The organism is Streptomyces abyssalis (genome assembly GCF_001751365.1).
Classification (GTDB): Bacteria; Actinomycetota; Actinomycetes; order Streptomycetales; family Streptomycetaceae; genus Streptomyces; species Streptomyces abyssalis.
In genome coordinates this window covers 273,759-295,124 of record NZ_LJGT01000037.1, presented here as the reverse complement: position 1 = coordinate 295,124, position 21,366 = coordinate 273,759, and the positions used below count along the sequence as shown (strand labels likewise).

17 protein-coding genes are annotated in these 21,366 nt (G+C 71.4%); 6 read left to right on the top strand and 11 right to left on the bottom strand.

Annotated features, from left to right (window positions below; genetic code table 11):
• Positions 1 to 14: 14 nt before the first annotated feature.
• Positions 15 to 1,169, bottom strand: coding sequence for an ADP-forming succinate--CoA ligase subunit beta (gene sucC / locus AN215_RS04475; RefSeq protein ID WP_070010112.1), 1,155 nt, complete (start codon positions 1,167 to 1,169; stop codon positions 15 to 17).
• Positions 1,170 to 1,320: 151 nt separating this feature from the next.
• On the opposite strand from sucC, the gene AN215_RS04470 reads away from it, so the two are divergent.
• From AN215_RS04470 to AN215_RS04455, 4 genes are all read left to right on the top strand, one after another.
• Positions 1,321 to 3,021, top strand: coding sequence for a thiamine pyrophosphate-binding protein (locus tag AN215_RS04470; RefSeq protein WP_070010113.1), 1,701 nt, complete (start codon positions 1,321 to 1,323; stop codon positions 3,019 to 3,021).
• Between the two features lie 46 nt (positions 3,022 to 3,067).
• Positions 3,068 to 4,300, top strand: a complete 1,233-nt coding sequence (gene frc, locus AN215_RS04465; protein ID WP_079122780.1) for a formyl-CoA transferase — start codon at positions 3,068 to 3,070, stop codon at positions 4,298 to 4,300.
• A 3-nt stretch (positions 4,301 to 4,303) separates the two neighbouring features.
• On the top strand, positions 4,304 to 6,463 hold the full coding sequence (locus AN215_RS04460; RefSeq protein ID WP_070010114.1) for an acetate--CoA ligase family protein: 2,160 nt from the start codon (positions 4,304 to 4,306) through the stop codon (positions 6,461 to 6,463).
• A 302-nt stretch (positions 6,464 to 6,765) separates the two neighbouring features.
• Positions 6,766 to 8,148: an OFA family MFS transporter gene (locus AN215_RS04455; RefSeq protein ID WP_070010115.1), complete on the top strand. Its 1,383-nt coding sequence runs from the start codon at positions 6,766 to 6,768 to the stop codon at positions 8,146 to 8,148.
• Positions 8,149 to 8,280: 132 nt separating this feature from the next.
• Here AN215_RS04455 and AN215_RS04450 read toward each other — a convergent pair whose 3' ends face one another.
• Complete coding sequence (locus AN215_RS04450; protein WP_079122687.1) at positions 8,281 to 8,814, bottom strand: GNAT family N-acetyltransferase; 534 nt, start codon at positions 8,812 to 8,814, stop codon at positions 8,281 to 8,283.
• A 146-nt stretch (positions 8,815 to 8,960) separates the two neighbouring features.
• Between AN215_RS04450 and AN215_RS04445 the strand changes: the two genes are divergently transcribed.
• A complete protein-coding gene (locus AN215_RS04445; RefSeq protein ID WP_070010117.1) occupies positions 8,961 to 9,800 on the top strand; it encodes an aldo/keto reductase in 840 nt (279 codons plus the stop codon).
• A 79-nt stretch (positions 9,801 to 9,879) separates the two neighbouring features.
• Here the strand turns inward: AN215_RS04445 and AN215_RS04440 are convergent, their stop codons facing one another.
• The 8 genes from AN215_RS04440 to AN215_RS04405 all read right to left on the bottom strand — a co-directional run bounded on the left by AN215_RS04440 (position 9,880) and on the right by AN215_RS04405 (position 19,494).
• Positions 9,880 to 10,902: a sugar phosphate isomerase/epimerase family protein gene (locus AN215_RS04440; protein ID WP_070031113.1), complete on the bottom strand. Its 1,023-nt coding sequence runs from the start codon at positions 10,900 to 10,902 to the stop codon at positions 9,880 to 9,882.
• Positions 10,899 to 12,269, bottom strand: coding sequence for an alkaline phosphatase family protein (locus AN215_RS04435; RefSeq protein WP_070010346.1), 1,371 nt, complete (start codon positions 12,267 to 12,269; stop codon positions 10,899 to 10,901). The genes AN215_RS04440 and AN215_RS04435 overlap by 4 nt, the downstream gene beginning before the upstream one ends.
• Before the next feature lie 401 nt (positions 12,270 to 12,670).
• Positions 12,671 to 13,849: a metabolite traffic protein EboE gene (gene eboE / locus AN215_RS04430; protein ID WP_070010119.1), complete on the bottom strand. Its 1,179-nt coding sequence runs from the start codon at positions 13,847 to 13,849 to the stop codon at positions 12,671 to 12,673.
• A gap of 15 nt (positions 13,850 to 13,864) precedes the next feature.
• The gene (locus tag AN215_RS04425; protein WP_070010120.1) at positions 13,865 to 14,722 is read right to left on the bottom strand and encodes a TatD family hydrolase; all 858 of its coding nucleotides are present in this window, start codon (positions 14,720 to 14,722) and stop codon (positions 13,865 to 13,867) included.
• Entirely contained in the window at positions 14,722 to 15,570 is an 849-nt protein-coding gene (locus AN215_RS04420; RefSeq protein WP_070010121.1) for an EboA domain-containing protein, read from the bottom strand. Before AN215_RS04420 ends, AN215_RS04425 begins: the two co-directional genes overlap by 1 nt.
• Positions 15,564 to 16,490, bottom strand: a complete 927-nt coding sequence (locus AN215_RS04415) for a sugar phosphate isomerase/epimerase family protein (RefSeq protein WP_070031112.1) — start codon at positions 16,488 to 16,490, stop codon at positions 15,564 to 15,566. The genes AN215_RS04420 and AN215_RS04415 overlap by 7 nt, the downstream gene beginning before the upstream one ends.
• A complete protein-coding gene (locus AN215_RS04410) occupies positions 16,487 to 17,473 on the bottom strand; it encodes an SCO3242 family prenyltransferase (RefSeq protein ID WP_070031125.1) in 987 nt (328 codons plus the stop codon). Before AN215_RS04410 ends, AN215_RS04415 begins: the two co-directional genes overlap by 4 nt.
• 806 nt (positions 17,474 to 18,279) lie before the next feature.
• Entirely contained in the window at positions 18,280 to 19,494 is a 1,215-nt protein-coding gene (locus AN215_RS04405) for an inositol-3-phosphate synthase (protein ID WP_070010123.1), read from the bottom strand.
• Between the two features lie 238 nt (positions 19,495 to 19,732).
• Between AN215_RS04405 and AN215_RS29720 the strand changes: the two genes are divergently transcribed.
• The gene (locus AN215_RS29720; protein ID WP_171904126.1) at positions 19,733 to 19,885 is read left to right on the top strand and encodes a hypothetical protein; all 153 of its coding nucleotides are present in this window, start codon (positions 19,733 to 19,735) and stop codon (positions 19,883 to 19,885) included.
• 80 nt (positions 19,886 to 19,965) lie between these two features.
• Here the strand turns inward: AN215_RS29720 and AN215_RS04400 are convergent, their stop codons facing one another.
• Positions 19,966 to 21,354 (bottom strand): ThuA domain-containing protein, encoded by a 1,389-nt coding sequence (locus AN215_RS04400; protein WP_070010124.1) that lies wholly within the window; start codon positions 21,352 to 21,354, stop codon positions 19,966 to 19,968.
• Between the last annotated feature and the right edge of the window lie 12 nt (positions 21,355 to 21,366).

The window sequence follows — 21,366 nt, the reverse complement described above, 5'->3', positions numbered from 1 at the left end:
CCTCTCCCGCCTCCCTACGCGGCCGCAGCCGCTGCCGTGGCCAGTTCGGCGGCCCGCTGGGCGGCGCCGTCCATCGTGGTCCGCTGCTCCAGCAGCGGGTGCGGGTTCGCTTCGAGGATCTCGCGCCCGCGTGCGGCGTTGTTGCCGTCGAGCCGTACGACCAGCGGCTTGGTCAGCCGGATCTGCCCGAGGGCACGGGTGATGCCCTCGGCGACCGCGTCGCAGGCGGTGATCCCGCCGAAGACGTTGACGAGGATGGACTTCACGGAGGGGTCGCCGAGGACGACCGACAGCCCGTCGGCCATGACCTGGGCCGAGGCTCCTCCCCCGATGTCCAGGAAGTTGGCCGGCCTCGCCCCGCAGCCGGCGACGACGTCGAGGGTGGACATCACCAGCCCCGCGCCGTTGCCGATGACGCCGACCTCGCCCTCCAGCTTGACGTAGTTCAGCCCCTTCTCCGCGGCCTGCGCCTCCAGCCCGCCGGTGTCGCCGCCCTCGTCCTCCTCGCCCCAACGCGCCTGCCGGAAACGGGCGTTGTCATCGAGGGTGACCTTGCCGTCGAGCGCGACGACCGCGCCGTCCGCCGTACGGACAAGGGGGTTGACCTCGACGAGCAGCGCGTCCTCGGACTGCAGGATCTGCCAGAGCTTGCGCAGCACCGGCGCGACGTCCGCCGGAAGCGCCGCGGCCGCCACGATCTCCGCGGCCTTCTCGTCCGTCACGCCCTCCGCCGGATCGACGGGGACGCGGGCGACGGCCTCCGGACGGGCCTCCGCCACCTCCTCGATCTCCATGCCCCCTTCCGCGGAGGCGATCGCGATGAAGCATCCCTGCGCGCGGTCCAGCACGAAGGAGACGTAGTACTCCTGATCCACCTTCACGGGCCGGGCGAGCATCACCTTGTGCACGGTGTGGCCCTTGATGTCCATGCCCAGGATCTGGCGTGCGGTGATCTCGGCGGCAGCGGCGTCGGCCGCGAGCTTCACGCCGCCGGCCTTGCCCCTGCCTCCGGTCTTGACCTGCGCCTTGACCACGACGCCGTGCCGGTCGGCGTCGAGCTTCCCGGCCGCCTCACGGGCGCTGCTGCCCGTGTCCGCGACCTGTGCTTCCGGTACCAAGACGCCGTAGCGCTCGAAGAGTTCCCTCGCCTGGTGCTCGAAAAGGTCCACATGTGCTCCCTGGTCGATCTTCGAAACGATCGGTGCACGCCCCCTGGACATCGCTCTCTCGATGCGGGATAACAAGGTTCATACAGTATTCGTCGACTGTATGCAATCTGCTCTGACCTGAGCTCGTACCCGACGAAGGGACTCCTACGCCATGCCCGACGACAGCCAGGACAGCCGCGACAACCAGGACCTGATATCCGGCGGACACCTGGTCGCCAAGGCGCTCAAGGCGGAGGGCGTGGAGGTCATCTACACGCTCTGCGGCGGCCACATCATCGACATCTACGACGGCTGTGTCGACGAGGGAATCGACGTGGTGGACGTACGCCACGAACAGGTGGCCGCGCACGCCGCGGACGGCTACGCACGGCTCACCGGCAAACCCGGATGCGCCGTGGTGACAGCCGGCCCGGGCACCACCGACGCCGTCACAGGCGTGGCCAACGCCTTCCGCGCCGAGTCGCCGATGCTTCTCATCGGCGGTCAGGGCGCCCACACGCAGCACAAGATGGGGTCCCTGCAGGACCTGCCGCACGTGGACATGATGACGCCGATCACCAAGTTCGCCTCCACGGTGCCGGACACGGCGCGCGCGGCGGACATGGTCTCCATGGCGTTCCGCGAGTGCTACCACGGCGCGCCCGGCCCGTCCTTCCTGGAGATCCCGCGCGACGTTCTCGACGCGAAGGTTCCCGTGGAGAAGGCCCGGGTGCCCAAGACCGGCAACTACCGTGCCTCCACACGCCAGCCGGGCGACCCCGAGGACGTGCAGAAGCTCGCGGACCTGCTCGTGCAGGCCGAGCGCCCGGCGATCCTGCTCGGCTCGCAGACCTGGACGTGCCGGGCGACGGACGCGGCGACCGAGCTCGTACGGACGCTGAACGTACCCGCGTACATGAACGGCGCCGGACGCGGCACCCTTCCGCCCGGCGACCCGCACCACTTCCAGCTCTCGCGGCGCTACGCCTTCTCCAACGCCGACCTCATCATCATCGTCGGCACGCCCTTCGACTTCCGCATGGGCTACGGCAAGCGCCTCTCGCAGGACGCGACGGTCGTGCAGATCGACCTCGACTACCGCACCGTCGGCAAGAACCGCGACATCGACCTCGGCATCGTCGGCTCCGCGGACCTGGTGCTCTCTGCCGTCACGCAGGCGGCCTCCGGCCGGCTCAACGGCGGCGGCGACAAGCGCAAGGCATGGCTGGAGGAGCTGCGCAGCGCCGAGCAGACCGCGCTGGACAAGCGGCTGCCGCAGCTTCGTTCGGACGCCTCGCCGATCCACCCGTACCGACTGGTCAGCGAGATCAACGACTTCCTCACCGAGGACTCGCTCTACATCGGCGACGGCGGCGACATCGTCACCTTCTCCGGTCAGGTCGTGCAGCCCAAGGCACCGGGCAACTGGATGGACCCGGGGCCGCTGGGGACGCTCGGCGTCGGCGTGCCGTTCGTGCTCGCGGCGAAGCAGGCCCGTCCGGACAAGGAGGTCGTGGCGCTCTTCGGCGACGGCGCGTTCTCGCTGACCGGCTGGGACTTCGAGACGCTGGTGCGCTACAACCTGCCCTTCGTCGGCATCGTCGGCAACAACTCCTCGATGAACCAGATCCGTTACGGCCAGAAGGCCAAGTACGGCGAGGAGCGCGAGCGGGTCGGCAACACCCTCGGCGACGTTCCCTACGAGGAGTTCGCGCGGATGCTCGGCGGTCACGGCGAGGTCGTGCGCGAACCGTCCGAGATCCGGCCCGCGCTGGACCGGGCCCGCGCCTCCGGCAAGCCGTCCCTGGTCAACGTGTGGATCGACCCGGACGCGTACGCCCCCGGAACCATGAACCAGACGATGTACAAGTGAGGTGACCGCGGTGACCGATGTGACCGATGTGACCGGTACGACGACGGTGACGGAGAAGGCGCTCGACGGGATTCGCGTACTGGACATGACCCACGTCCAGTCGGGCCCCTCCGCCACACAGCTCCTCGCCTGGCTCGGTGCCGACGTGATCAAACTCGAGGCGACCTCGGGCGACATCACCCGCAAGCAGCTGCGGGACGTCCCGGACGTCGACTCGCTCTACTTCACGATGCTGAACTGCAACAAGCGCAGCATCACCCTCAACACCAAGTCCGACCGCGGCAAGGAGCTGCTGACGGAGCTGATCCGGCGCAGCGACGTGCTGGTGGAGAACTTCGGCCCCGGAGCGGTGGACCGGATGGGCTTCACCTGGGACCGCATCAAGCAGATCAACCCCAGGCTCGTCTACGCCTCCATCAAGGGCTTCGGCGAAGGCCCGTACACCAGCTTCAAGGCGTACGAGGTCGTCGCTCAGGCCATGGGCGGCTCGATGTCGACGACCGGGTTCGAGGAGGGTCCGCCGCTGGCGACCGGGGCGCAGATCGGCGACTCCGGCACCGGCGTGCACACCGTCGCCGCGATCCTCGCCGCGCTGCTGCAGCGTGAGCGCACGGGCAAGGGCCAGCGGGTGAACGTGGCCATGCAGCACTCGGTGCTCAACCTGTGCCGGGTGAAACTGCGCGACCAGCAGCGGCTGGCGCACGGCCCGCTCGGCGAGTACCCGAACGAGGACTTCGGCGACGAGGTGCCGCGTTCGGGCAACGCCTCCGGCGGCGGCCAGCCCGGCTGGGCGGTCAAGTGCGCACCCGGCGGCCCCAACGACTACGTGTACGTGATCGTGCAGCCGGTCGGCTGGGAGCCGCTGACGAAGCTCATCGGCCGTCCCGAACTCGCCGACGACCCGGACTGGAACACGCCCGAGGCGCGGCTGCCGAAGCTCAACAAGATGTTCCAGCTCATCGAGGAGTGGTCCTCGACGCTGCCCAAGTGGGAGGTGCTGGGCGCGCTCAACGCCCACAACATTCCCTGCGGGCCGATCCTCTCGACGAAGGAGATCGTCGAGGACGAGTCCCTGGCGGCCAACGGAATGATCGTCGAGGTCGATCACCCCGAGCGTGGCTCCTTCACCACCGTGGGCTCCCCGATGAAGCTCTCCGACTCCCCCGTGGAGATCACCTCGTCTCCGCTGCTGGGTGAGCACAACGAAGAGGTCTACCTGGGCGAGCTGGGCCTGAACGAGGAAGAACTGGCGCTGCTCAAGACGAACGGAGTGATCTGACCGATGGCGCAGGAGAAGAACGACGGCCTCGCCACGCCGGACAGGGAAGCGGTACGGGCGGTGCTGGACGCCGCCCGCGCCGAGGGCCGCACCTCGCTGACCGCCCCCGAGGGCAAGCGCGTGGCGGACGCCTACGGCATTCCCGTACCGGACGAAGGGCTGGCGGAATCCGCCGACGAGGCGGTGCAGCTGGCCGACAGGCTCGGCTTCCCCGTCGTCATGAAGATCGTCTCACCGGACATCCTGCACAAGACCGACGCGGGCGGAGTCCGCGTCGGTCTTGCCTCCGCGGCGGAGGTGCGCAGCGCGTACACCGAGATCGTCGGCAACGCCCGTGCGTACGACGCGAAGGCCGACGTCCTCGGCGTGCAGGTGCAGCAGATGGCGAAGCCGGGGCAGGAGGTGCTGGTCGGTACGGTCACCGACCCGACCTTCGGCAAGGTCGTCGCCTTCGGGCTGGGCGGCGTGCTGGTGGAGGTCCTCAAGGACGTCACCTTCCGCCTGGCGCCGGCCTCCCAGGAGGACGCGGAGTCGATGCTCGACGGCATCGGTGCCTCCGAGATCCTCAAGGGCGTACGCGGGGGCGACCCCGTGAACCGTGCGGCGCTGACCAGGGTGATCCGGTCCGTCTCGCAGCTCGCGCACGACTTCCCCGAGCTGGCCGAGGTCGACCTCAACCCCGTCTTCGCGTCGGCCGACGGCGCGATGGCCGCGGACATCCGCATCCTGCTCACCGAGGGGCAGCCGGCCGAGCGGCGGCGGTACACGCCGGAGGAGATCCGCGTCTCGATGAAGCGGCTGATGCAGCCGTCGTCGGTCGCGGTGATCGGCGCCTCCAACGAGCAGGGCAAGATCGGCAATTCGGTCATGCGCAACCTCGTGGACGGCGGGTTCCCGGGCGAGATACACCCGGTCAACCCCAAGGCCGACGAGATCCTGGGGCGCAAGGCGTACAAGTCGGTCGCGGACATCCCGGGCGACGTCGACGTGGCGGTCTTCGCCGTGCCGGCGAAGTTCGTGCCGGACACGCTGGAGGCCGTCGGCGCGAAGGGCATACCCAACGCCGTGCTCATCCCGTCCGGTTTCGCCGAGACGGGCGAGGTGGAGCTCCAGGACAAGATCGTCGCCATCGGCGAGAAGCACGGTGTCCGGCTGCTCGGGCCGAACATCTACGGCTACTACTCGACGTGGCACGACCTGTGCGCCACGTTCTGCACGCCGTACGACGTCAAGGGCGGTGTGGCGCTCACCTCCCAGTCGGGCGGCATCGGCATGGCCATCCTCGGATTCGCCCGCAGCACCAGCACCGGTGTCTCGGCGATCGTCGGGCTCGGCAACAAGTCCGACCTGGACGAGGACGACCTGCTCACCTACTTCGCGGACGACCCGAACACGAAGTGCATCGCGATGCACCTCGAAGACCTCAAGGACGGGCGGGCGTTCGTGGAAGCGGCGCGGGAGACCGTGCCGAAGAAGCCGGTCGTCGTGCTGAAGGCCGGCCGCACCAGCGCCGGCGCCAAGGCCGCCGGTTCGCACACGGGCGCTCTCGCGGGCGACGACGCGGTCTACGACGACGTCCTGCGGCAGGCCGGCGTCATCCGGGCACCGGGCCTGAACGAGATGCTGGAGTACGCGCGGGCGCTGCCCGTGCTGCCCACCCCCAAGGGCGACAACACCGTGATCATCACCGGCGCGGGCGGTTCGGGCGTGCTGCTCTCGGACGCGATCGTCGACAACGGCATGTCGCTGATGGAGATCCCCGCGGACCTGGACGAGGCGTTCCGCGCCTTCATCCCGCCGTTCGGCGCCGCGGGCAACCCGGTGGACATCACCGGAGGTGAACCGCCCTCCACGTACGAGGCCACGATCAGGCTCGGTCTGGAGGACCCCCGCATCCATTCTCTGGTGCTCGGCTATTGGCACACGATCGTCACTCCTCCCATGGTGTTCGCGGAGCTGACGGCCAGGGTCGTGGCCGAGGCGCGGGAGAAGGGCATCGAGAAGCCGGTGGTGGCGTCACTCGCGGGCGACACCGAGGTCGAGGAGGCGAGTCAGTACCTCTTCGAACGCGGCGTGGTCGCCTACCCGTACACGACGGAGAAGCCGGTCGCCGTGCTCGGCGCCAAGTACCGCTGGGCGCGTGCGGCGGGCCTCCTGAAGTAGCGGCGGGGCGCGCAGCCGTACGCACGCCTGCTGATCCGGAAGCACATCACCGCAAGCACATCACAAGAGCCGCAGATGCCGTGGGCCTCCCCCATGAGGGCGGAACCACCTCCCCTCGCCGTCACGGCGGGAGGCCCGCGGCAGGGCTCCGGCGGAACCGCGGGCTCCTCCCGTGACGGCGGAGTCCACCCTTCAACACCCTCCACACACTTCACGAGCGGAAAGGCAGGACGGAGCACCAGAGCAAGGGATCGGGACAGGGGGCGCTGGCCAGACTCTCTTCAACGCAAGGGGTGCAGCACATGACAACAACAGAAGCACCGTCGGCCCTTCCCTACAGGGAGGTGACCGACAAGAACGGACGGACCTTCCGCATCGGCGAGTCCGATGTGGACATCATGGGACGGCACCGCCGGTGGATGGTCATCCTGCCGTGGATCGGCATGATGGGCATCAGCTCGGCGGAGTACGCCTTCGCGTCCGCCGAGGAGACCCTTCACACCGCGCACGGCTGGAACAGCTCCCACATCTTCTGGATGATGGGCATCTGGGTCCTCTTCCAGGGCGGCGTGGCCTTCCCCGTCGGCAAGCTGCGTGAGAGCGGGCGCTTCCCGGCGCGGCAGGCCATGATGTGGGGCGCGCTCGGCACCTTCATCGGCTACCTTGCGCTCGCGTATTCGCCGAACGTGATCCTGGCCTACATCGGCTTCAGTGTCTTCAGCGGCATGGGCGCCGGTGCGGTGTACGCGACCTGCGTGAACATGGTCGGCAAGTGGTATCCGGAACGCCGCGGCGGCAAGACCGGCTTCGTCAACGGCGGCTTCGCCTACGGCTCGGTGCCGTTCGTGTTCATCTTCACCGGCTACATGGACACCAGCAACTTCAAGTGGGTGCTGGTCAGCGTCGGAATCTTCCTGGCAGCGGTGGTCGCCTTCGCGGGCTCCTTCTTCAAGGACCCGCCGAAGAACTGGTGGCCCGACCACGTCGATCCGCTGAAGGTGCCGGACGACCCGCGTGCGCGCCGCGCGCTGGCGAAGAACCCGCCGGCGGTCAAGCAGTACTCCGCGAAGGAGGCGCTCGGGACCGGCCGTGTGTACATCATGTGGTTCTGCCTGCTGTGCACCTCCGGTGTGAACATCTTCGGCATCGCCTTCCAGGTGCCCTTCGGCAACGAAATGGGCTTCGCGGGCGGCATCGTCGCCACGGCCATGTCGCTGAAGGCCATCGTCAACGGCACCGGCCGGGGCGTGATCGGCTGGCTGTCCGACCGGTACGGCCGCAAGCAGTGCCTGCTCTTCGTCTGCCTCGTGCTGGGCCTCTCGCAGTTCGGCATCCTGCTGTCCGGTGAGGCCGGGTCGATGCCGCTGTTCCTGCTCTGCTCGATGATCTCCGGCTTCGGCGGCGGCGCGATCTTCCCGATGTTCGCGGCCATGACCGCGGACTACTTCGGTGAGAACAACAACGCCACCAACTACGGCATGGTCTACAGCTCCAAGCTGCTGTCCGGCATCGCCGGCGCGGGCCTGGGCTCGATGGTGGTCAACGCGTGGGGCTTCGGCGGTGCCTTCTGGCTCGCCGGCAGCACATCGCTGCTGGCCGGCGTCGTCGCGCTGTTCCTGACCCAGCCGGGACGGCCGCGCAAGTCGGTGATCAAGCCCAATCCGCAGCCGACAGGCGGGGAGTGAAGTGACGCTGCTGTGAGTTGAGCACCTGCTGTGACGGTCGCCGGGCCGCCCCTTTGCGAAGGGGCGACCCGGCGCCGTTGCGGCTACCCTGCGCCGGCCGGCTCACCAACTTCAGCCACCCCCGTGCCGGCTTCACATGCGGCGTTGCATCCACAGCGAGCTGATGTACTGCCCGTTCTTGACGGCATAGTCGTTGAATACGCCGACCTCGGTGAAGCCGAACTTCCGGTGCAGAGCGACCGATGCCTCATTGGGCACGGCTATCCCTGCGAGCACGACATGAACCGGCTCGTCGGCGAGGCAGTCGAACAGCGAGCGATAGAGAAGAGTGCCCACGCCCCGGCCTCGGCAGCCGGAACGCAGCCCGATGCTTACCTCGACGGTCTCCTGAAAGGCTTCGTGGTCTCGATAACGCCGGCTGCAGGCGTAACCCATGACCTCCCCACCGCGCCGGACGACGAGCAGCCGATAAGGACCAGTCGAGGAGAACTGCCCGAACCACTCACTCCGTCCGGCCACGCTGACCGGCTTGGTGTCGAAGGAAGCGATCGAGTTCGCCGCCACGTGGTTCAGAATGTCGACGATCCCGGGAAGGTCATCCCTTGTTCCCCGTCGGACCTCGACAGGGAACGCCGCAGACACGCTCATGTCACTTCTCTGGCTCATTCAAAGACGGTAACCACAGCCGATGAGCAGCCGAGCCATTGCTCAAGGCAACATCGCTACCCGATCGTTGCCGGTGGAAAAAAGCCACGTCATGGGCCAACTGCGCTGATACCGTTGCCCCTTGAGTCAGGGGGAGAAGCCAGCACGTGACATCGACTGCGTTTCATTTCAGCGGGGATCTGAAAGTACGGCGGCTCGGGTTCGGGGCCATGCGCTTGCCGACGGAGCCGGGTCCGGCCCGTGAGACCTCTCTCGCGGTCGCCCGGCGGGCCGTCGAGCTGGGCGTCACTCTGATCGACACCGCGTACATGTATGGCTGGGGAGCCAATGAGGAGCTCCTGGCCGAGGCCCTTCACCCTTACCCCGACGGGCTGCTGATCACCACCAAGGTGGGCGTTGCCCGGTCGGTCCCTTCAGGCGACTGGAAGCTCGACGGGCGGCCGGCCGTTCTGCGCGATCAGGTCGAGCAGGCGCTGCGCCGACTGCGCGTCGAGCGGATCGAGCTCCTTCAGCTGCACCGGATCGATCCGGAGACGCCTCTCGCAGAGCAGGTCGGCACGCTCCGCGACCTGCGGGCCGAGGGCAAGATCGGCCGGATCGGACTGTCCGAGGTCACCGTCGACGAACTCGACCAGGCACGGCAGATCGTCGACGTCGCGAGCGTGCAGAACCGCTACAACGTGCTGGTCCGTGAGCATGAGCCTGTGCTCGCGGCCTGCGAAGCGGCAGGGATCGCGTTCCTGCCGTGGCGCCCTGTCGCCTGGGGGGATTCGGGGACGAGGTCCGAGGTCGCCGCCGTGGCGTCCGAGCTCGGTGCCACTCCCACGCAGGTTGTGCTCGCATGGCTCCTCGGCCACTCGCCGGTCATCCTGCCGATCCCGGGCACCGCCCGGGTGAGCCACCTGGAGGAGAACCTCGCCGCGGAGAGTCTCCAGCTGACCTCCGACCACCGTGATCGCCTCGACCGGCTGCCCGGGTCGGCATAGGGCCAGGGCCTGAGGACGCACGGCGCCGGGCCGCCCCTTGCGAAGGGGGCGGCCCGGCGCCGTCGTGCAGCTGCGGCGCTCAGCGACGCAGCGACCGCAGATGGGCGGCCGAGCGGCGGGCCGTCCGCAGGGAGTCGGCCGGATTGTCGTGCTCCACCAGCCAGTTGTGCCTCCTGCCGCCGGGCGTCCTGCCCACCTTCGTCAGGAAGCGCCGGTAGTCGATGTCGCCGTCGCCGACGTCCACCATTCGGTAGCCGTCCTCGGCGGTTTCGTCGTGTTCGCCGTCCTTGACGTGGAAGAGCGGGTAGCGCTGCGGCTGCTTCAGCACGTAGTCGACGGGTTCGAAGGGTGCGGGGGTGCCGTCGGGGCGGACGCTGAAGCGGTACTGGCCGGCGTACGCCCAGTAGATGTCCATCTCCAGGTACACCAGGTCGGGGTCGGTCTCGGCAAGCAGCACGTCGTACAGGCGTACGTCGGGGCGGTCCTCGGCGAAGCCGAACTCCATCTGGTGGTTGTGCTGATAGAACTTCAGGCCGCGCTTCCTCGCCGCGGCACCGTAGGTGTTGAAGTCCTCCGCGGCGCGCTTCCAGCCGTCCACGGTGCGCCCGTACCGGTCGGGGCTCGCGGCGGTGCCCACGTGCGGCAGCCCGAGCGCGGCAGCGTCGTCGAGCACCTTCTCCAGCTGGGTGTCGAAGGTGTAGTCCTCGGGGTTGTCGGACCAGTAGCCGACGTGGCTGCCGATGCCGCGCAGCCCGTGCTCACGCAGCAGCCTGCGCAGCGCGGCGAGCGATATCTCGCCGGTCCCCTGGGTGTAGCCGGCGAACTCCACCTGCTCGTAGCTGTACCGGGCCAGTTCCTCGAAGACGGCGGCGAAGCCGAGCGACTGCACCTTGTCGCGGAGCGTGTAGAGCTGGATGCCCAGCCGTCCCTTGGGCACGACGGGGTCGCAGCCGCCTCGGCCGTCGGCGGCCGGGGCGGCCGCGTTGGCGGGGGCGGCGGCGGTGCCCAGCAGCGAGGCCGCCGCGGCGCCGGCCGCGACACCGAGGAAGCCGCGGCGGCGCAGACGCCTGGACAGTTCGGGGTCTTGGGGCATGCGTCTCATGTGTGCTCTCCCAGAGCGAGGTTGACGAGCAGGGACTTGACGTCGGTGGCGGGCAGGGGGCCGTGGCCCTCCGTCACGCCGGGGCGCGAACAGATGAACACCGGGCCCTCGTCGCTGCGTCCGGGAAGCCGGCCGTGGCTGCCGCGCACCGGTGAGGGGTCCAGGGGCACGACCGCCATGCGGTAGCGCATGCCGGTCTTCTTCCGCGCGAGCGCGGTCGCCGCACGCAGGCGGACGTACGGGTCGAGCGGGTCCATGAACAGCTCGGCCGGGTCGTAACCGGGCTTGCGGTGGATCTCGACGAGCTGGGCGAAGTCGGGCGCGCGGGTGTCGTCGAGCCAGTAGTAGTAGGTGAACCAGGCGCCGGGCTCGGCGACGGCGACGAGTTCGCCGGAGCGCGGATGGTCCAGGTGGTGGGCCTTCTTGCCCTGTTCGTCGAGGAGTTCGGCGATGCCGTCCAGCCCTTCGAGCACGTCCCTGGCCGCGGGGACGTCCGCGGGGTCCCGTACGTAGACGTGGGCGAGCTGGTGGTCGACGACGGCGAAAGCACGTGACGTGGTGGGGTCCAGGTACTCCATGCCGTCCTGGGTGTGCACCTCCAGCAGGCCCGCGCGGCGCAGCGCCCGGTTGATGTCGACCGTGCGGTCCGCGCGGGTGATGCCGTACTCGGAGAGCGCCACGACGGTGCGGCCCTCCGCTCGTGCGTCGTCCAGCAACGGTGCGAGTGCGGCGTCGAGTTCGGCGGCGGCACGGTGTGAGCGGGGGTCGTCGGGCCCGTACCGCTGGAGGTCGTAGTCGAGGTGGGGGACGTAGCACAGGGCGAGGTCGGGGCGGCGGGTGCGCAGGATGTGCCGGGTCGCGTCGATGATCCAGCGGGAGGAGACGAGGTCCGCGCCTGGCCCCCAGAAGTGGAAGAGGGGGAAGGTGCCCAGGGCGCCGGTGAGTTCGCCGTGCAGGTCCGGCGGCCGGGTGTAGCAGTCGGGCTCCTTGCGTCCGTCGGCGTAGTAGACGGGGCGCGGTGTGACCGTCCAGTCGGTGTCCGCGCCCATCGCGTACCACCAGCAGATGTTGGCGACGGTGTATCCGGGACGGCGGGCGCGCAGGGCGTCCCACAGCTTCTCCCCGGAGACCAGCGCGTTGTGCTGGCGCCACAGCAGGACCTCGCCCAACTCCCGGAAATACCAGCCGTTTCCGACGATGCCGTGCCCGTCGGGGGTGAGGCCCGTCAGGAACGTGGACTGCGCGGCACAGGTGACCGCGGGCAGCACGGTGCCCAGGGGCGTGTACGTCCCCGCATCGGCGACGGCGCGCAACGCGGGCATGTGAGCGAGGAGTTGAGGGGTGAGCCCGACGACGTCGATCACCAGGAGGGGGTGGGTGTTCGGCCTGCCGGCCGCCGGGCCGCCCCGGTCCGTGTCCGTGTCCGTCCCGTTGCCCGTCGCTGCTCCCGGCGAGTCCGCCGGCGTCTCAGGGGCCGGGTCCCGGGCGGGCTCGTGGTGCTCCTCGGGCTCCGGGCCGGACTCCCGCCGCCCCCGGACGCTCGCTCGGGCGGCCGCTCGGGGCTCCGGCCCCGAACCGGCAGCTCCCGACGGGGCGTTGCCGCCCGGTTCGGGATGCGGTTCGGGATTGCCGCGCGCTGCGGCAGACGGTTCGGCCACCGCACCGGAAGGAGTCCCCGCCCGGGCGGGGACGGACGGTGTGCGGTCCGGTCCCGCGTCGGCGGGAGGCCGGCGCGGGCCCGGGGACGCCGGTGCGGAGCGGCTGTCGCTCATGGCAGCTCCTTCAGGCCGAGGTCGGTCAACATCTCGCGGGCGACGTCGAGTTCGGCGGCGATGCCGTCGGCGAGCTGGGAGCGGGTGCGGGGCCGCAGGGCGTGCGGGAGGGCCTGCCAGGTGTAGGTCTCCACCTCCAGATGGCGCGTCAGCGGCGAAGGGCCGCCCACCAGCCGCGTGAGCGCCGCCCGCAGCACGCCGAGGGTGGAGGTCAGCGGCGGCGCGGGCGGAGCGTGCAGCGGTACGTGGAAATGGGCCCGCCAGGGGGCGGCGGCCGGCAGCACACCGGCTTCGAGGGCCTCGCCCAGGTCGTCGGTGGAGAGCACTCCCTGGGCCGCCACGGCACGGGTCTGATGCAGGAAGCGCGGCTCGTCGAACTCGGCCAGCGCGGACAACGCCCCGTCGGCGCCGGGGTGTTCGAGGTGCAGCGCCGCCGAGAGCTGGCTCTTGACGACGGAGATCCCGGCCGCCTCGAGAGCGCCGACAGCCGCCTCGGGCTCCTCGAACTGGGCGGCCAGATGGCAGGTGTCCACGCACACCCCGATCCGGTGTGCGGGCGGTGCGTCCGCTCCGGTGAGCACCTCCAGAGCGTCCGCGGTGGTCTCCACGGTGCAGCCCGGCTCGGGTTCCAGACCGATGCGGATGCTGCGCCCCGTCATCTCCTCGAGCGCGTCCAGGCGCCCGGCGAGGGTGCCGAGGGCGGCGAGTGCGGTGCGGCGCCGCTGCGGTGTGAAGCCGGTACGCCAAGCCAGCGGCAGCGTGGAGACCGAGCCCTCGGTGACGTCGTCGGGCAGCAGCGACGTGAGGAGCCGCGCCAGGTCGGTGGTGTGCTCCAGCCGCTCGGGCTCGGTCCAGTCGGGACTGTAGACGCGGTACTTGACCTGTTCGTCGCCGAACCCCTGGTAGGGGAAGCCGTTCAGGGTGACGACCTCCAGGCCGCGCCGGTCGAGTTCGCCCCGCAGCGCCCGTACGGCTGCGGGGTCGGCGGTCAGCGTGCGGACGGCGCCCCGGGCCAGCCACAGGCCGATGCCGAGGCGGTCACGGTGCAGGCGGCGGCGCACCGGTTCGGCGTACTCGCGCAGCTGGTCCGTCACGCCGTCGAGGTCCTCCGCCGCGTGCACGTTCGTGCAGTAGGCGAGGTGGACGGTCGAGCCGTCGGGGTGTCTGAAACGCATGGCCCGGACCTCCCCTCATTCCCCGCCGCGCAGGATCGAGTTGCCCTCGTACGTGGGTGGCGCGGCGGACGCCTCGGAGAGGTCCGGCTCCAGGCGGCCGCTCTGCCCGTAGAAGGCGACGGGGTTGCGCCACAGCACTTGGTCGACCTCGTCGTCGGTGAATCCCGCGTCGAGCATGGCGTCGCCGACGGCGCGGGTCTTGAGCGGGTCGCTGCGGCCCCAGTCGGCCGCGGAGTTGACCAGGACGCGCTGTGTGCCGTGCAGGCGCAGCAGCCGCACCATGCGCTGTTCGTCCATCTTGGTGTCGGGGTAGATGGAGAAGCCGAGCCAGCAGCCGGACGCCGCGGCTTCGTCGACGGTCGCCTCGTTGAGGTGGTCGAGCAGGACACGCTCCGGCGGCAGAACGGACTCGCGGAGCACGTCGAGGGTGCGCCTCAACCCCGCGGCCTTGTCGCGGTGCGGGGTGTGCACGAGGGCGGGAAGGCCGTGGTCGGCGGCGAGTTGGAGCTGTGCGGCGAGGGCGGTGTCCTCGGCGGGCGTCATCGAGTCGTAGCCGATCTCGCCGACGGCGACGACTCCGTCCTTGACGAGGTAGCGCGGCAGTTCGTCCAGTACGGGCACGCAGCGGGCGTCGCCCGCCTCCTTGGGATTGAGCGCGATGGTGCAGTGGTGGGCGATGCCGTGCTGGGCGGCGCGGAAGGGCTCCCAGCCCAGGAGGGAGTCGAAGTAGTCGTAGAAGGACCCGGGCGAGGTGCGGGGCTGGCCCAGCCAGAAGGAGGGTTCGACGAGGGCGCGTACGCCCGCCTCGTACATGGCGGTGTAGTCGTCGGTCGTCCGCGAGGTCATGTGGATGTGCGGGTCGAAGATGCGCATCAGAACTCCTCGGGCGGGTGCACGGGGGCGTCGGCTGAGTCGGTCGCTTCGGCTGCGTCGGTCGTGCCGGTCGCTTCGGTCGTACCGGTCGCTTCGGTCGCACCGGTCGTGCCCGCGGCGTACGGGCGGCCTTCGGGGTGGTGGCCGGTCAGACGGAGGGCGCGGTTCAGATCAGCCGGTACGTGCCGGCCCGCGGCGGTGCGTTCATGAGCGAAGTCGCCGAGCATCCTGGCGAGTTCGGCATCTCCTCGGGCCCGGCGGGAGAGACCTGCGACGGCGTCCAGGGGCACGCCGGCGAACAGGCACTTCAGCACCGCGTGCCGCCAGCCGTGCGGGTCCAGATGGACACCCGCGTAAGGGCCGACCGCGGCCGCCACAAGGGTCGTGTCGTTGGCGCGCAGCGCGTCCTCGACCAGGGGCAGGGCCTCCGGTGTGGCGCCCGTGGGGAGGTACGGCAATGCCCGCAGCACGGCGGCGCGTTCGGCGGCGGTGCCCTGCCGGTAGAGGCGGCTGAGGGTGGCGGTGCCCGCGCCCGCAGCGTGCAGCAGCAGTACGCGGACGTCGCCCGCGGCCGTACGTCCGCAGTGGCGCCCCGCGGAGGCGAAGTACAGCTCCCATGCCGCCTCGCCGGGTGCGCGTTCCGCCTCGGCCAGGGCCTCGCGCAGCCAGGAGCTGCTCTTCCCGTCCAGGCTGCCGGCCAGTTGGGCCTCGATGTCCGCCGGCGTCGCGGGCACCTCGGCGCGGGACGGGCCGGTGGCGGGAGCCTCGGCCGAGGGACCGGGGGCGCCGGGTCGGGCCGAGGGCCGCGGGACGCCGGAGGAAGGCTCCGGGACGGGAGAGTTCACCATGGGGGGACTCCTGTCTGCTCGTCCGGCCGTGCGGGCCCGCCTCCTGAGGCCGCCTCCGCCTTCCGCAGGAAACGGATGGCGTCGCCGGCGCATCCGGGGCCCGCGTGGGAGTGGCGGGGCAGCTCGACGGTGACCAGCCCCTCGTACTCCGCCTCGCGCAGCGCCGCCAGGACGGGCGGTACGTCCAACTCGCCCTCGCCGAACGGGAGATGCTCGTGAACGCCGCGCCGCATGTCCTCGATCTGCACATGCCGCAGCCAGGGAGCGGCCGCCCGTACGCACTCCTGCGGCGGCTCCGGCTCCAGGCACACGCAGTGCCCGACGTCCAGAGTCACTCCCAGGCCGTCCGGCTCTCCCAGGCTGGTGCGCAGCCGGTGGAAGGCGGCCAGGTCGCCCAGCAGATGCCCCGGTTCGGGCTCCACGGCCAGCGGCACACCTGCGGCCTGCGCCGCTGAGAGCAACGCCCCCACGCTGTCCGCGAAGCGCGGCCAGGCGGTGTGCGGGTCGGCACCGTCAGGGATCGTTCCGCTGAAGAAGTGCACCGCGTGCGCGCCGAGATCGGCGGCGACGCGTACGGCCTTCAGCAGCAGCTCGAGACGCACGGCGCGGGCCTGCGGGTCGGGGTCCAGGAGGGTGGGGTGGTGCTTGCGGCGGGCGTCGAGCACGTAACGGGCGCCGGTCTCGACGGTGACGGTCAGCCCGTACCGCCCAAGTGCCTTGCCCACGGCGGCCGTTCGGCGCGGCAGACCCGATGCGAGCGGATCGAGGTGCATGTGGTCGAGGGTGAGTCCGACGCCGTCGTAGCCGAGGTCCGCAAGTAGGGCGAGGGCGTCGCCGAGCCGCAGGTCGGCCAGGCCGTTGGTTCCGTAGGCGTAGCGCAGGCGGGTCTGCCGCGGCGGGGGCGGGCCGGTCCCGGTCATGTCGGGCTGACCTTCCGTGAGAGCCGGGCCGCCGACGGCAGCAGGGCCAGTACGGCGGCGGCCGCACCGGCCCGCCCCGCGCGTGCGCTCAGCGCGGCCTGCAGCGGGATCGTCGCGCGGATGCCCCCTCCGACCGCGCGCTGCAGCAGTGGCGGCGAGGGGTTGAGGACGGCGTGCGCGAGGGGGCGCGCGGCGGTGGCCGCGTATGCGGCGGCCAGCGCAGCCCGTATGTGCTTCGCGGCGCGTATGTGCTTCGCGGCGAGTACCTGATCACAGGTGCGTGCCTGCCCGGCGGTGCGGCCTCCGTTCTTCCCGAGGGCGCCCCCGGCGGCGGCCGCGACAGCCGCGACCGTGCCCAGCGCGGCGAAGGGCACGGCGGACGACGCGCCGAGGGTCTCCCGCCGGGAAACGGCGGTCACGGCGAAGGTGTGCACCCCGAGCAGCCCGGCGGCACGCAGCACCTCGCCGGATATCCGGCGAGGACGCGACGCCGGGCGGCGGAGCCGGGCGGACCGGAGTGCGGTGGAGTCGGGCCCGGTGGAGCCGGGTCTGGGCAGGGCGGGCGCGGTCGCCGCGGCGCCGAGTACGAGGTCGAGGCCCCGGGCAGCAGCCATCGCCGCGGGCCCGAACGGGGTGTGTTTGAGCCTCAGGTCGTACGCCCAGACCGTGCCGGCGAGTGCCGTGGCCGTCAGCAGCGCCTCGCGGCCCGCCGCGGCGGCCAGTCCGAGGCCCGCGCCCGTCAGTACGGCGGAGGCGGCCAGCGCGCGGCCGGGTGCGATGCGTCCGGACGGCAGCGGCCGGTCCGGGCGTTCGACGGCGTCGATGTGCCGGTCCGAGTAGTCGTTGAGGGCCATGCCCGCCTCGTACAGGCACAGCGACGAGGCGGCCGCCAGCACGGTGCGCCGGTTCGGTCGGTGCCCGGACGCCGCGGCCCCGGCCACGGCGTCGCCGGGAACGGTGAACAGGGCCGAAACGCGCAGCAGTTCGGCCCACGCGGCGACGGCGCTCGCGGCCGTACGGGGGGCACCGGGACCGGCACCCGCGCCCGGGCCCGGGCCCCGGCCCGCGGCAGCGGAAGGGAGGCCATCCGCTGCACCCTCTGCGGCGCCCGCGCCTACGCCGCCGGAAGCGGCGCCCGCGCCTACGCCGCCGGAAGCGGCGCCCCCACCAACGGCGGCGGCAACGGCGCCGACACCCGTGGCCCCAGCTCGACTTACGCCCCCGGAGGCGCCCCTGCCTGCGCCCGCGCCCGCAGAAGCGGCGCCGGAACGGCCGCCCGCACCCGCGGCAGCGGAGCCCGCACCCCCCGTCGCTCCTGAGCCGGTGGCGGAGTACTCCGCGCCCATGGCAGCGGCGGACGGCCCCACGCCCGCGGCGCCCGAAGAGCCGCCCCCGCACGCGGCGGCCGGGCCAACACCCGGGTCGCCAGCCCGACTTGAGCCCGCGGACCTACCCCTGTCGCCGCCCGCCCCCACAGAGGCGGCGTCGGCGCTCGCGGCCGTACGGGCGGCACAGGAACCGGTGCCCGCGCCCGGGCCGCCGCCCGCAGCGGCAGGATCCCCGCCCGCGTTGGCGGCGGGACCCGCACCCCCGGTCGGCCCTGAGTTGGTGGCGGAACACTCCGCGCCCGTGGCAGCGGCGGACGTACCCGCGCCCAGGGTGCCCGAAGAGGCGCCCTCGCCCGCGCCCGCAGAAGCGGCGCCGGAACGGCCGCCCGCACCGGCGCGGCCCCCTCCCGCGGCAGCGGGACCCGCCCCGGCGCCGTCTCCGCGCGTCACCTCGCGGCCACTCATGCAGCCGCCCGCAGACGGCCGGCGAGATCCATCAGTTCACGCCACTGTCCCGGCAGGTCGGCCGGGCCCGTGTCGGGGTCCTTGAAGTAGAAGCCAAGTCCCTCCACCGCGCCCGCGGTTCCGGCCTCGTGGGCGCGGGCGACGATGCGGGCGAGGTCGAGCACGAGGGGCGCCGCGAGTGCCGAGTCGCAGCCTTGCCAGACCGTCTGGAGGATCATGCGGGAGCCGAGGAAGCCGTCGAAGGCGACGTGGTCCCAGGCCGTCTTCCAGTCCCCGAGCGCCGGTACGTCGTCGATGTGCAGCTGGCCCTCGGGCAGTCGGCCGAGGTTGTCGGCGAGCACGCGTTCTTTGCCTGCGTTCTTCGCCGCCGCGGCGCCGGGTTCGGCGAGCGCCGCGCCGTCGCCCCCGCCGAGCAGATTGGTGCCCGACCATGCTCGTACGGGCAGCGCACGCTGCGCGAACATCGGCGCGAGCACTGAACGCAGCAGCGTCTGGCCCGTCTTGCCGTCACGGCCAGCATGCGGCAGCCGGGAGCTGCGGACGGCGTCGTCCAGGACGGGGTGGTGCAGCCCCGTGGACGGGGTGAAGTTCACGTACGGGCAGCCGGCCCGCAGGGCGGCGGCCGCGTAGAGGGAGCTGGGCGGAAGTGTGTCCCCGTCGCCGGGGGCGCCTTCCGTGGAGGCGACGTTGACGACGACCGTACGGGCGAGGGCGTTGTCGCGAGTGAAGGCGGTCAGGTCGGCGGCGAAGGAGTCGATCAGCTCCTCCTCGCCGCGCGGGCCGTCGCTCGCGGCGCCGAGGGGGGCGGTCGGACGGCCCTCGTCCTCAGCCCTGAGGAGCAGGGGCGGACCTCCGGGGAGCGGCCCCCCAGGCCGTATGTACGCGTCGGCCGCGGCGAGTTCGGCGTGCACGGCCGCGGGCAGGCCGTGCGGAAGCACACCGCCGGCGACGAGCTGCTCGGCGCGTTTGGGCAGCGGACAGGACGCCGTGTCGTGACCGCCGAACACCAGCCGGGTGAGCGGCGGCAGGCCGCATCCGGCGAAGGCGGCGGTCTCGGTGACCATGCCGGTGGGCGGCTGCATTCCGGAGGCGAGCGCCGCGCAGCCGGCGATCGCGGTGGTGGCGACGGAACCGCGTGCTCCGATGAGCCAGACGCCGGTGCGGGCGGCGTCCGGGCCTGCGGTCGGCTGGTTCGGGTGGTCTTGGGTCACTGCCTGCCTCCGCTGTGAGGGGGTGTACGGGTGGGACGGTGGCGCGGCGAGGGGGTGTGTGCTGCTGAACGGCGTCGCGCGGAGCGGAACACGAGTCCCGCGGCGGTGCGGCGGATTCGGGCTGCGCGGTGCTGTGCCGGTGCGGCCGGTGCGGCCACGGGGCTGCGTGCCCCCGCATCTCCGTACCTGAGCACCTCCTTACCTCCGCATCCGCGTGCGTACGTACGCACGCACGCACGTGCCGGTTGACGCCCGGGGCGGCGGGGAGGAGTCGGCGTTCTCCTCGCCCGCCGCCCGTACGGAGTCCCCGGCCCCCCTCGGGCCGGTGGACGCCGTGCGGACGGGCCGCTGGCTGCGGCTCGTCATCCGGCTTGTGCCGGACGGCAGTTGAAGCGGTTCGCCGCTTTCACGGCCGCCGCCGGCACGGACCGCGGCCCGGTGGCCGGTGCCCGTGCGACGGTGCGGCCCGGCTCAGTGCCCGCCTCCCTCCGGTGCCGCCCTGCCGCCGCCGGCGGCAGGGGCCAGTTCGCGCAGCCTGATGTCGCGGAATGCCACGTCGTCGCCGTCGCCGTGGTTCTGCAGGCCGATGTGGCCGTCGGTGAGACTGCGCGCGGGATCGGAGTTGGTGAAGTCGTTGACACGGGTGCCGTTGAGCCAGACCTGGAGCCGTTCACCCTCGACGCGGATCTCGTAGGTGTTCCACTCCCCCGGCGGGTTGAGCGCCGCGTCGCGGGCCTCCAGGTCGGCCGACTGGAATCCGTAGACGGAACCGGTCGTCTTCTCCGGCACGTCGCTCGCGTCGATCTGGATCTCGTAGCCGGCCTCGACGGCGGACCACGGGTCGTCGGAGGCCGGGAAGCCCACGAAGACACCGGAGTTGTCGTCCCCGGTCATCCTCCAGTCGAACTTCAGCGAATAGCTGCCTTGTTGTTCGGCCTGGTGCCACAACAGGCCCATGCCGCCGACGGTGTTGAGCGTGCCGTCGTCGCTCTCCTCGAAGTGGCCGGGCCCGGCCTGTTTCCACTGCTCCAGCCCGGTGCCCTCGCCGTAGAGGGACGTGTAGCCGTTCTCCGGACGGCAGTCGGCCTGCGCGGCTCCGGTCGCCCACCGCACGCCGCCGAGCAGATGGGTCCGGAAGGCGTCGTCGGCGTAGGACTCCTTGGTGTGTCCGCTGCCGGTGTAGAAGGACCTGCCGCCCTCGTACTCGTGGCACCAGGCGATGGGATGGTCGTCGCCCATGTTGCCGCCCGCGTACGAGCCTTCGTCGAGGGCCGCCAGGACGTGGACGTCCTCTCGCGGGTTGGTGCGGTAGTTGTACCACTCGTCGGTGCGCTCCCAGGCCGTGCCCAGATGGGCTGTGGACGGGTGCGCACGGTCCTCGACTTCGACCGTCGCGGGCTGGATCAGCGGGTGCGAGTCGAACCAGGCACCCACGAGCCCGCCGTACCACGGCCATTCGTACTCCGTGTCGGCAGCGGCGTGGATGCCGACGTAGCCGCCTCCGTCCTCGATGTAGCCCTCGAAGGCGGCCTGCTGAGTCTCGTCGAGCACGTCGCCGGTCGTGGAGAGGAAGACCACGGCGTCGTACGCGGCGAGACGTTCCGGTGTGAAGACGCCGGCGTCCTCCGTGGCTTCCACCGTGAATCCGCCCTCGGCTCCGAGCTGTTGCAGGGCCTCGATGCCGTCGGGGATGGAGTCGTGCCGGAAACCCGCGGTCTTGGAGAAGACCAGCACGGACTCGCCCTCGTCCGGTGCGTCGGGCGGTGCCGGGTCAGCCGGCACCGCCGCCGCGCTCAGCAGCAGCGCCGAAGACGCGGCCAGTGCCAGCCGAACAGTGCGTGACCTGCGTGTTCGTCTCATGCTCCGCACGTT

Excerpts from the sequence above, each read along its gene's own strand:
- AN215_RS04470 (WP_070010113.1), top strand. The coding sequence starts at position 1,321 with ATGCCCGACGACAGCCAGGACAGCCGCGACAACCAGGACCTGATATCC.
- AN215_RS04460 (WP_070010114.1), top strand. The coding sequence starts at position 4,304 with ATGGCGCAGGAGAAGAACGACGGCCTCGCCACGCCGGACAGGGAAGCG.
- AN215_RS04455 (WP_070010115.1), top strand. The coding sequence starts at position 6,766 with ATGACAACAACAGAAGCACCGTCGGCCCTTCCCTACAGGGAGGTGACC.
- AN215_RS04450 (WP_079122687.1), bottom strand. The coding sequence starts at position 8,814 with ATGAGCCAGAGAAGTGACATGAGCGTGTCTGCGGCGTTCCCTGTCGAG.
- AN215_RS04440 (WP_070031113.1), bottom strand. The coding sequence starts at position 10,902 with ATGAGACGCATGCCCCAAGACCCCGAACTGTCCAGGCGTCTGCGCCGC.
- eboE (WP_070010119.1), bottom strand. The coding sequence starts at position 13,849 with ATGCGTTTCAGACACCCCGACGGCTCGACCGTCCACCTCGCCTACTGC.
- AN215_RS04425 (WP_070010120.1), bottom strand. The coding sequence starts at position 14,722 with ATGCGCATCTTCGACCCGCACATCCACATGACCTCGCGGACGACCGAC.
- AN215_RS04420 (WP_070010121.1), bottom strand. The coding sequence starts at position 15,570 with ATGGTGAACTCTCCCGTCCCGGAGCCTTCCTCCGGCGTCCCGCGGCCC.
- AN215_RS04415 (WP_070031112.1), bottom strand. The coding sequence starts at position 16,490 with ATGACCGGGACCGGCCCGCCCCCGCCGCGGCAGACCCGCCTGCGCTAC.
- AN215_RS04400 (WP_070010124.1), bottom strand. The coding sequence starts at position 21,354 with ATGAGACGAACACGCAGGTCACGCACTGTTCGGCTGGCACTGGCCGCG.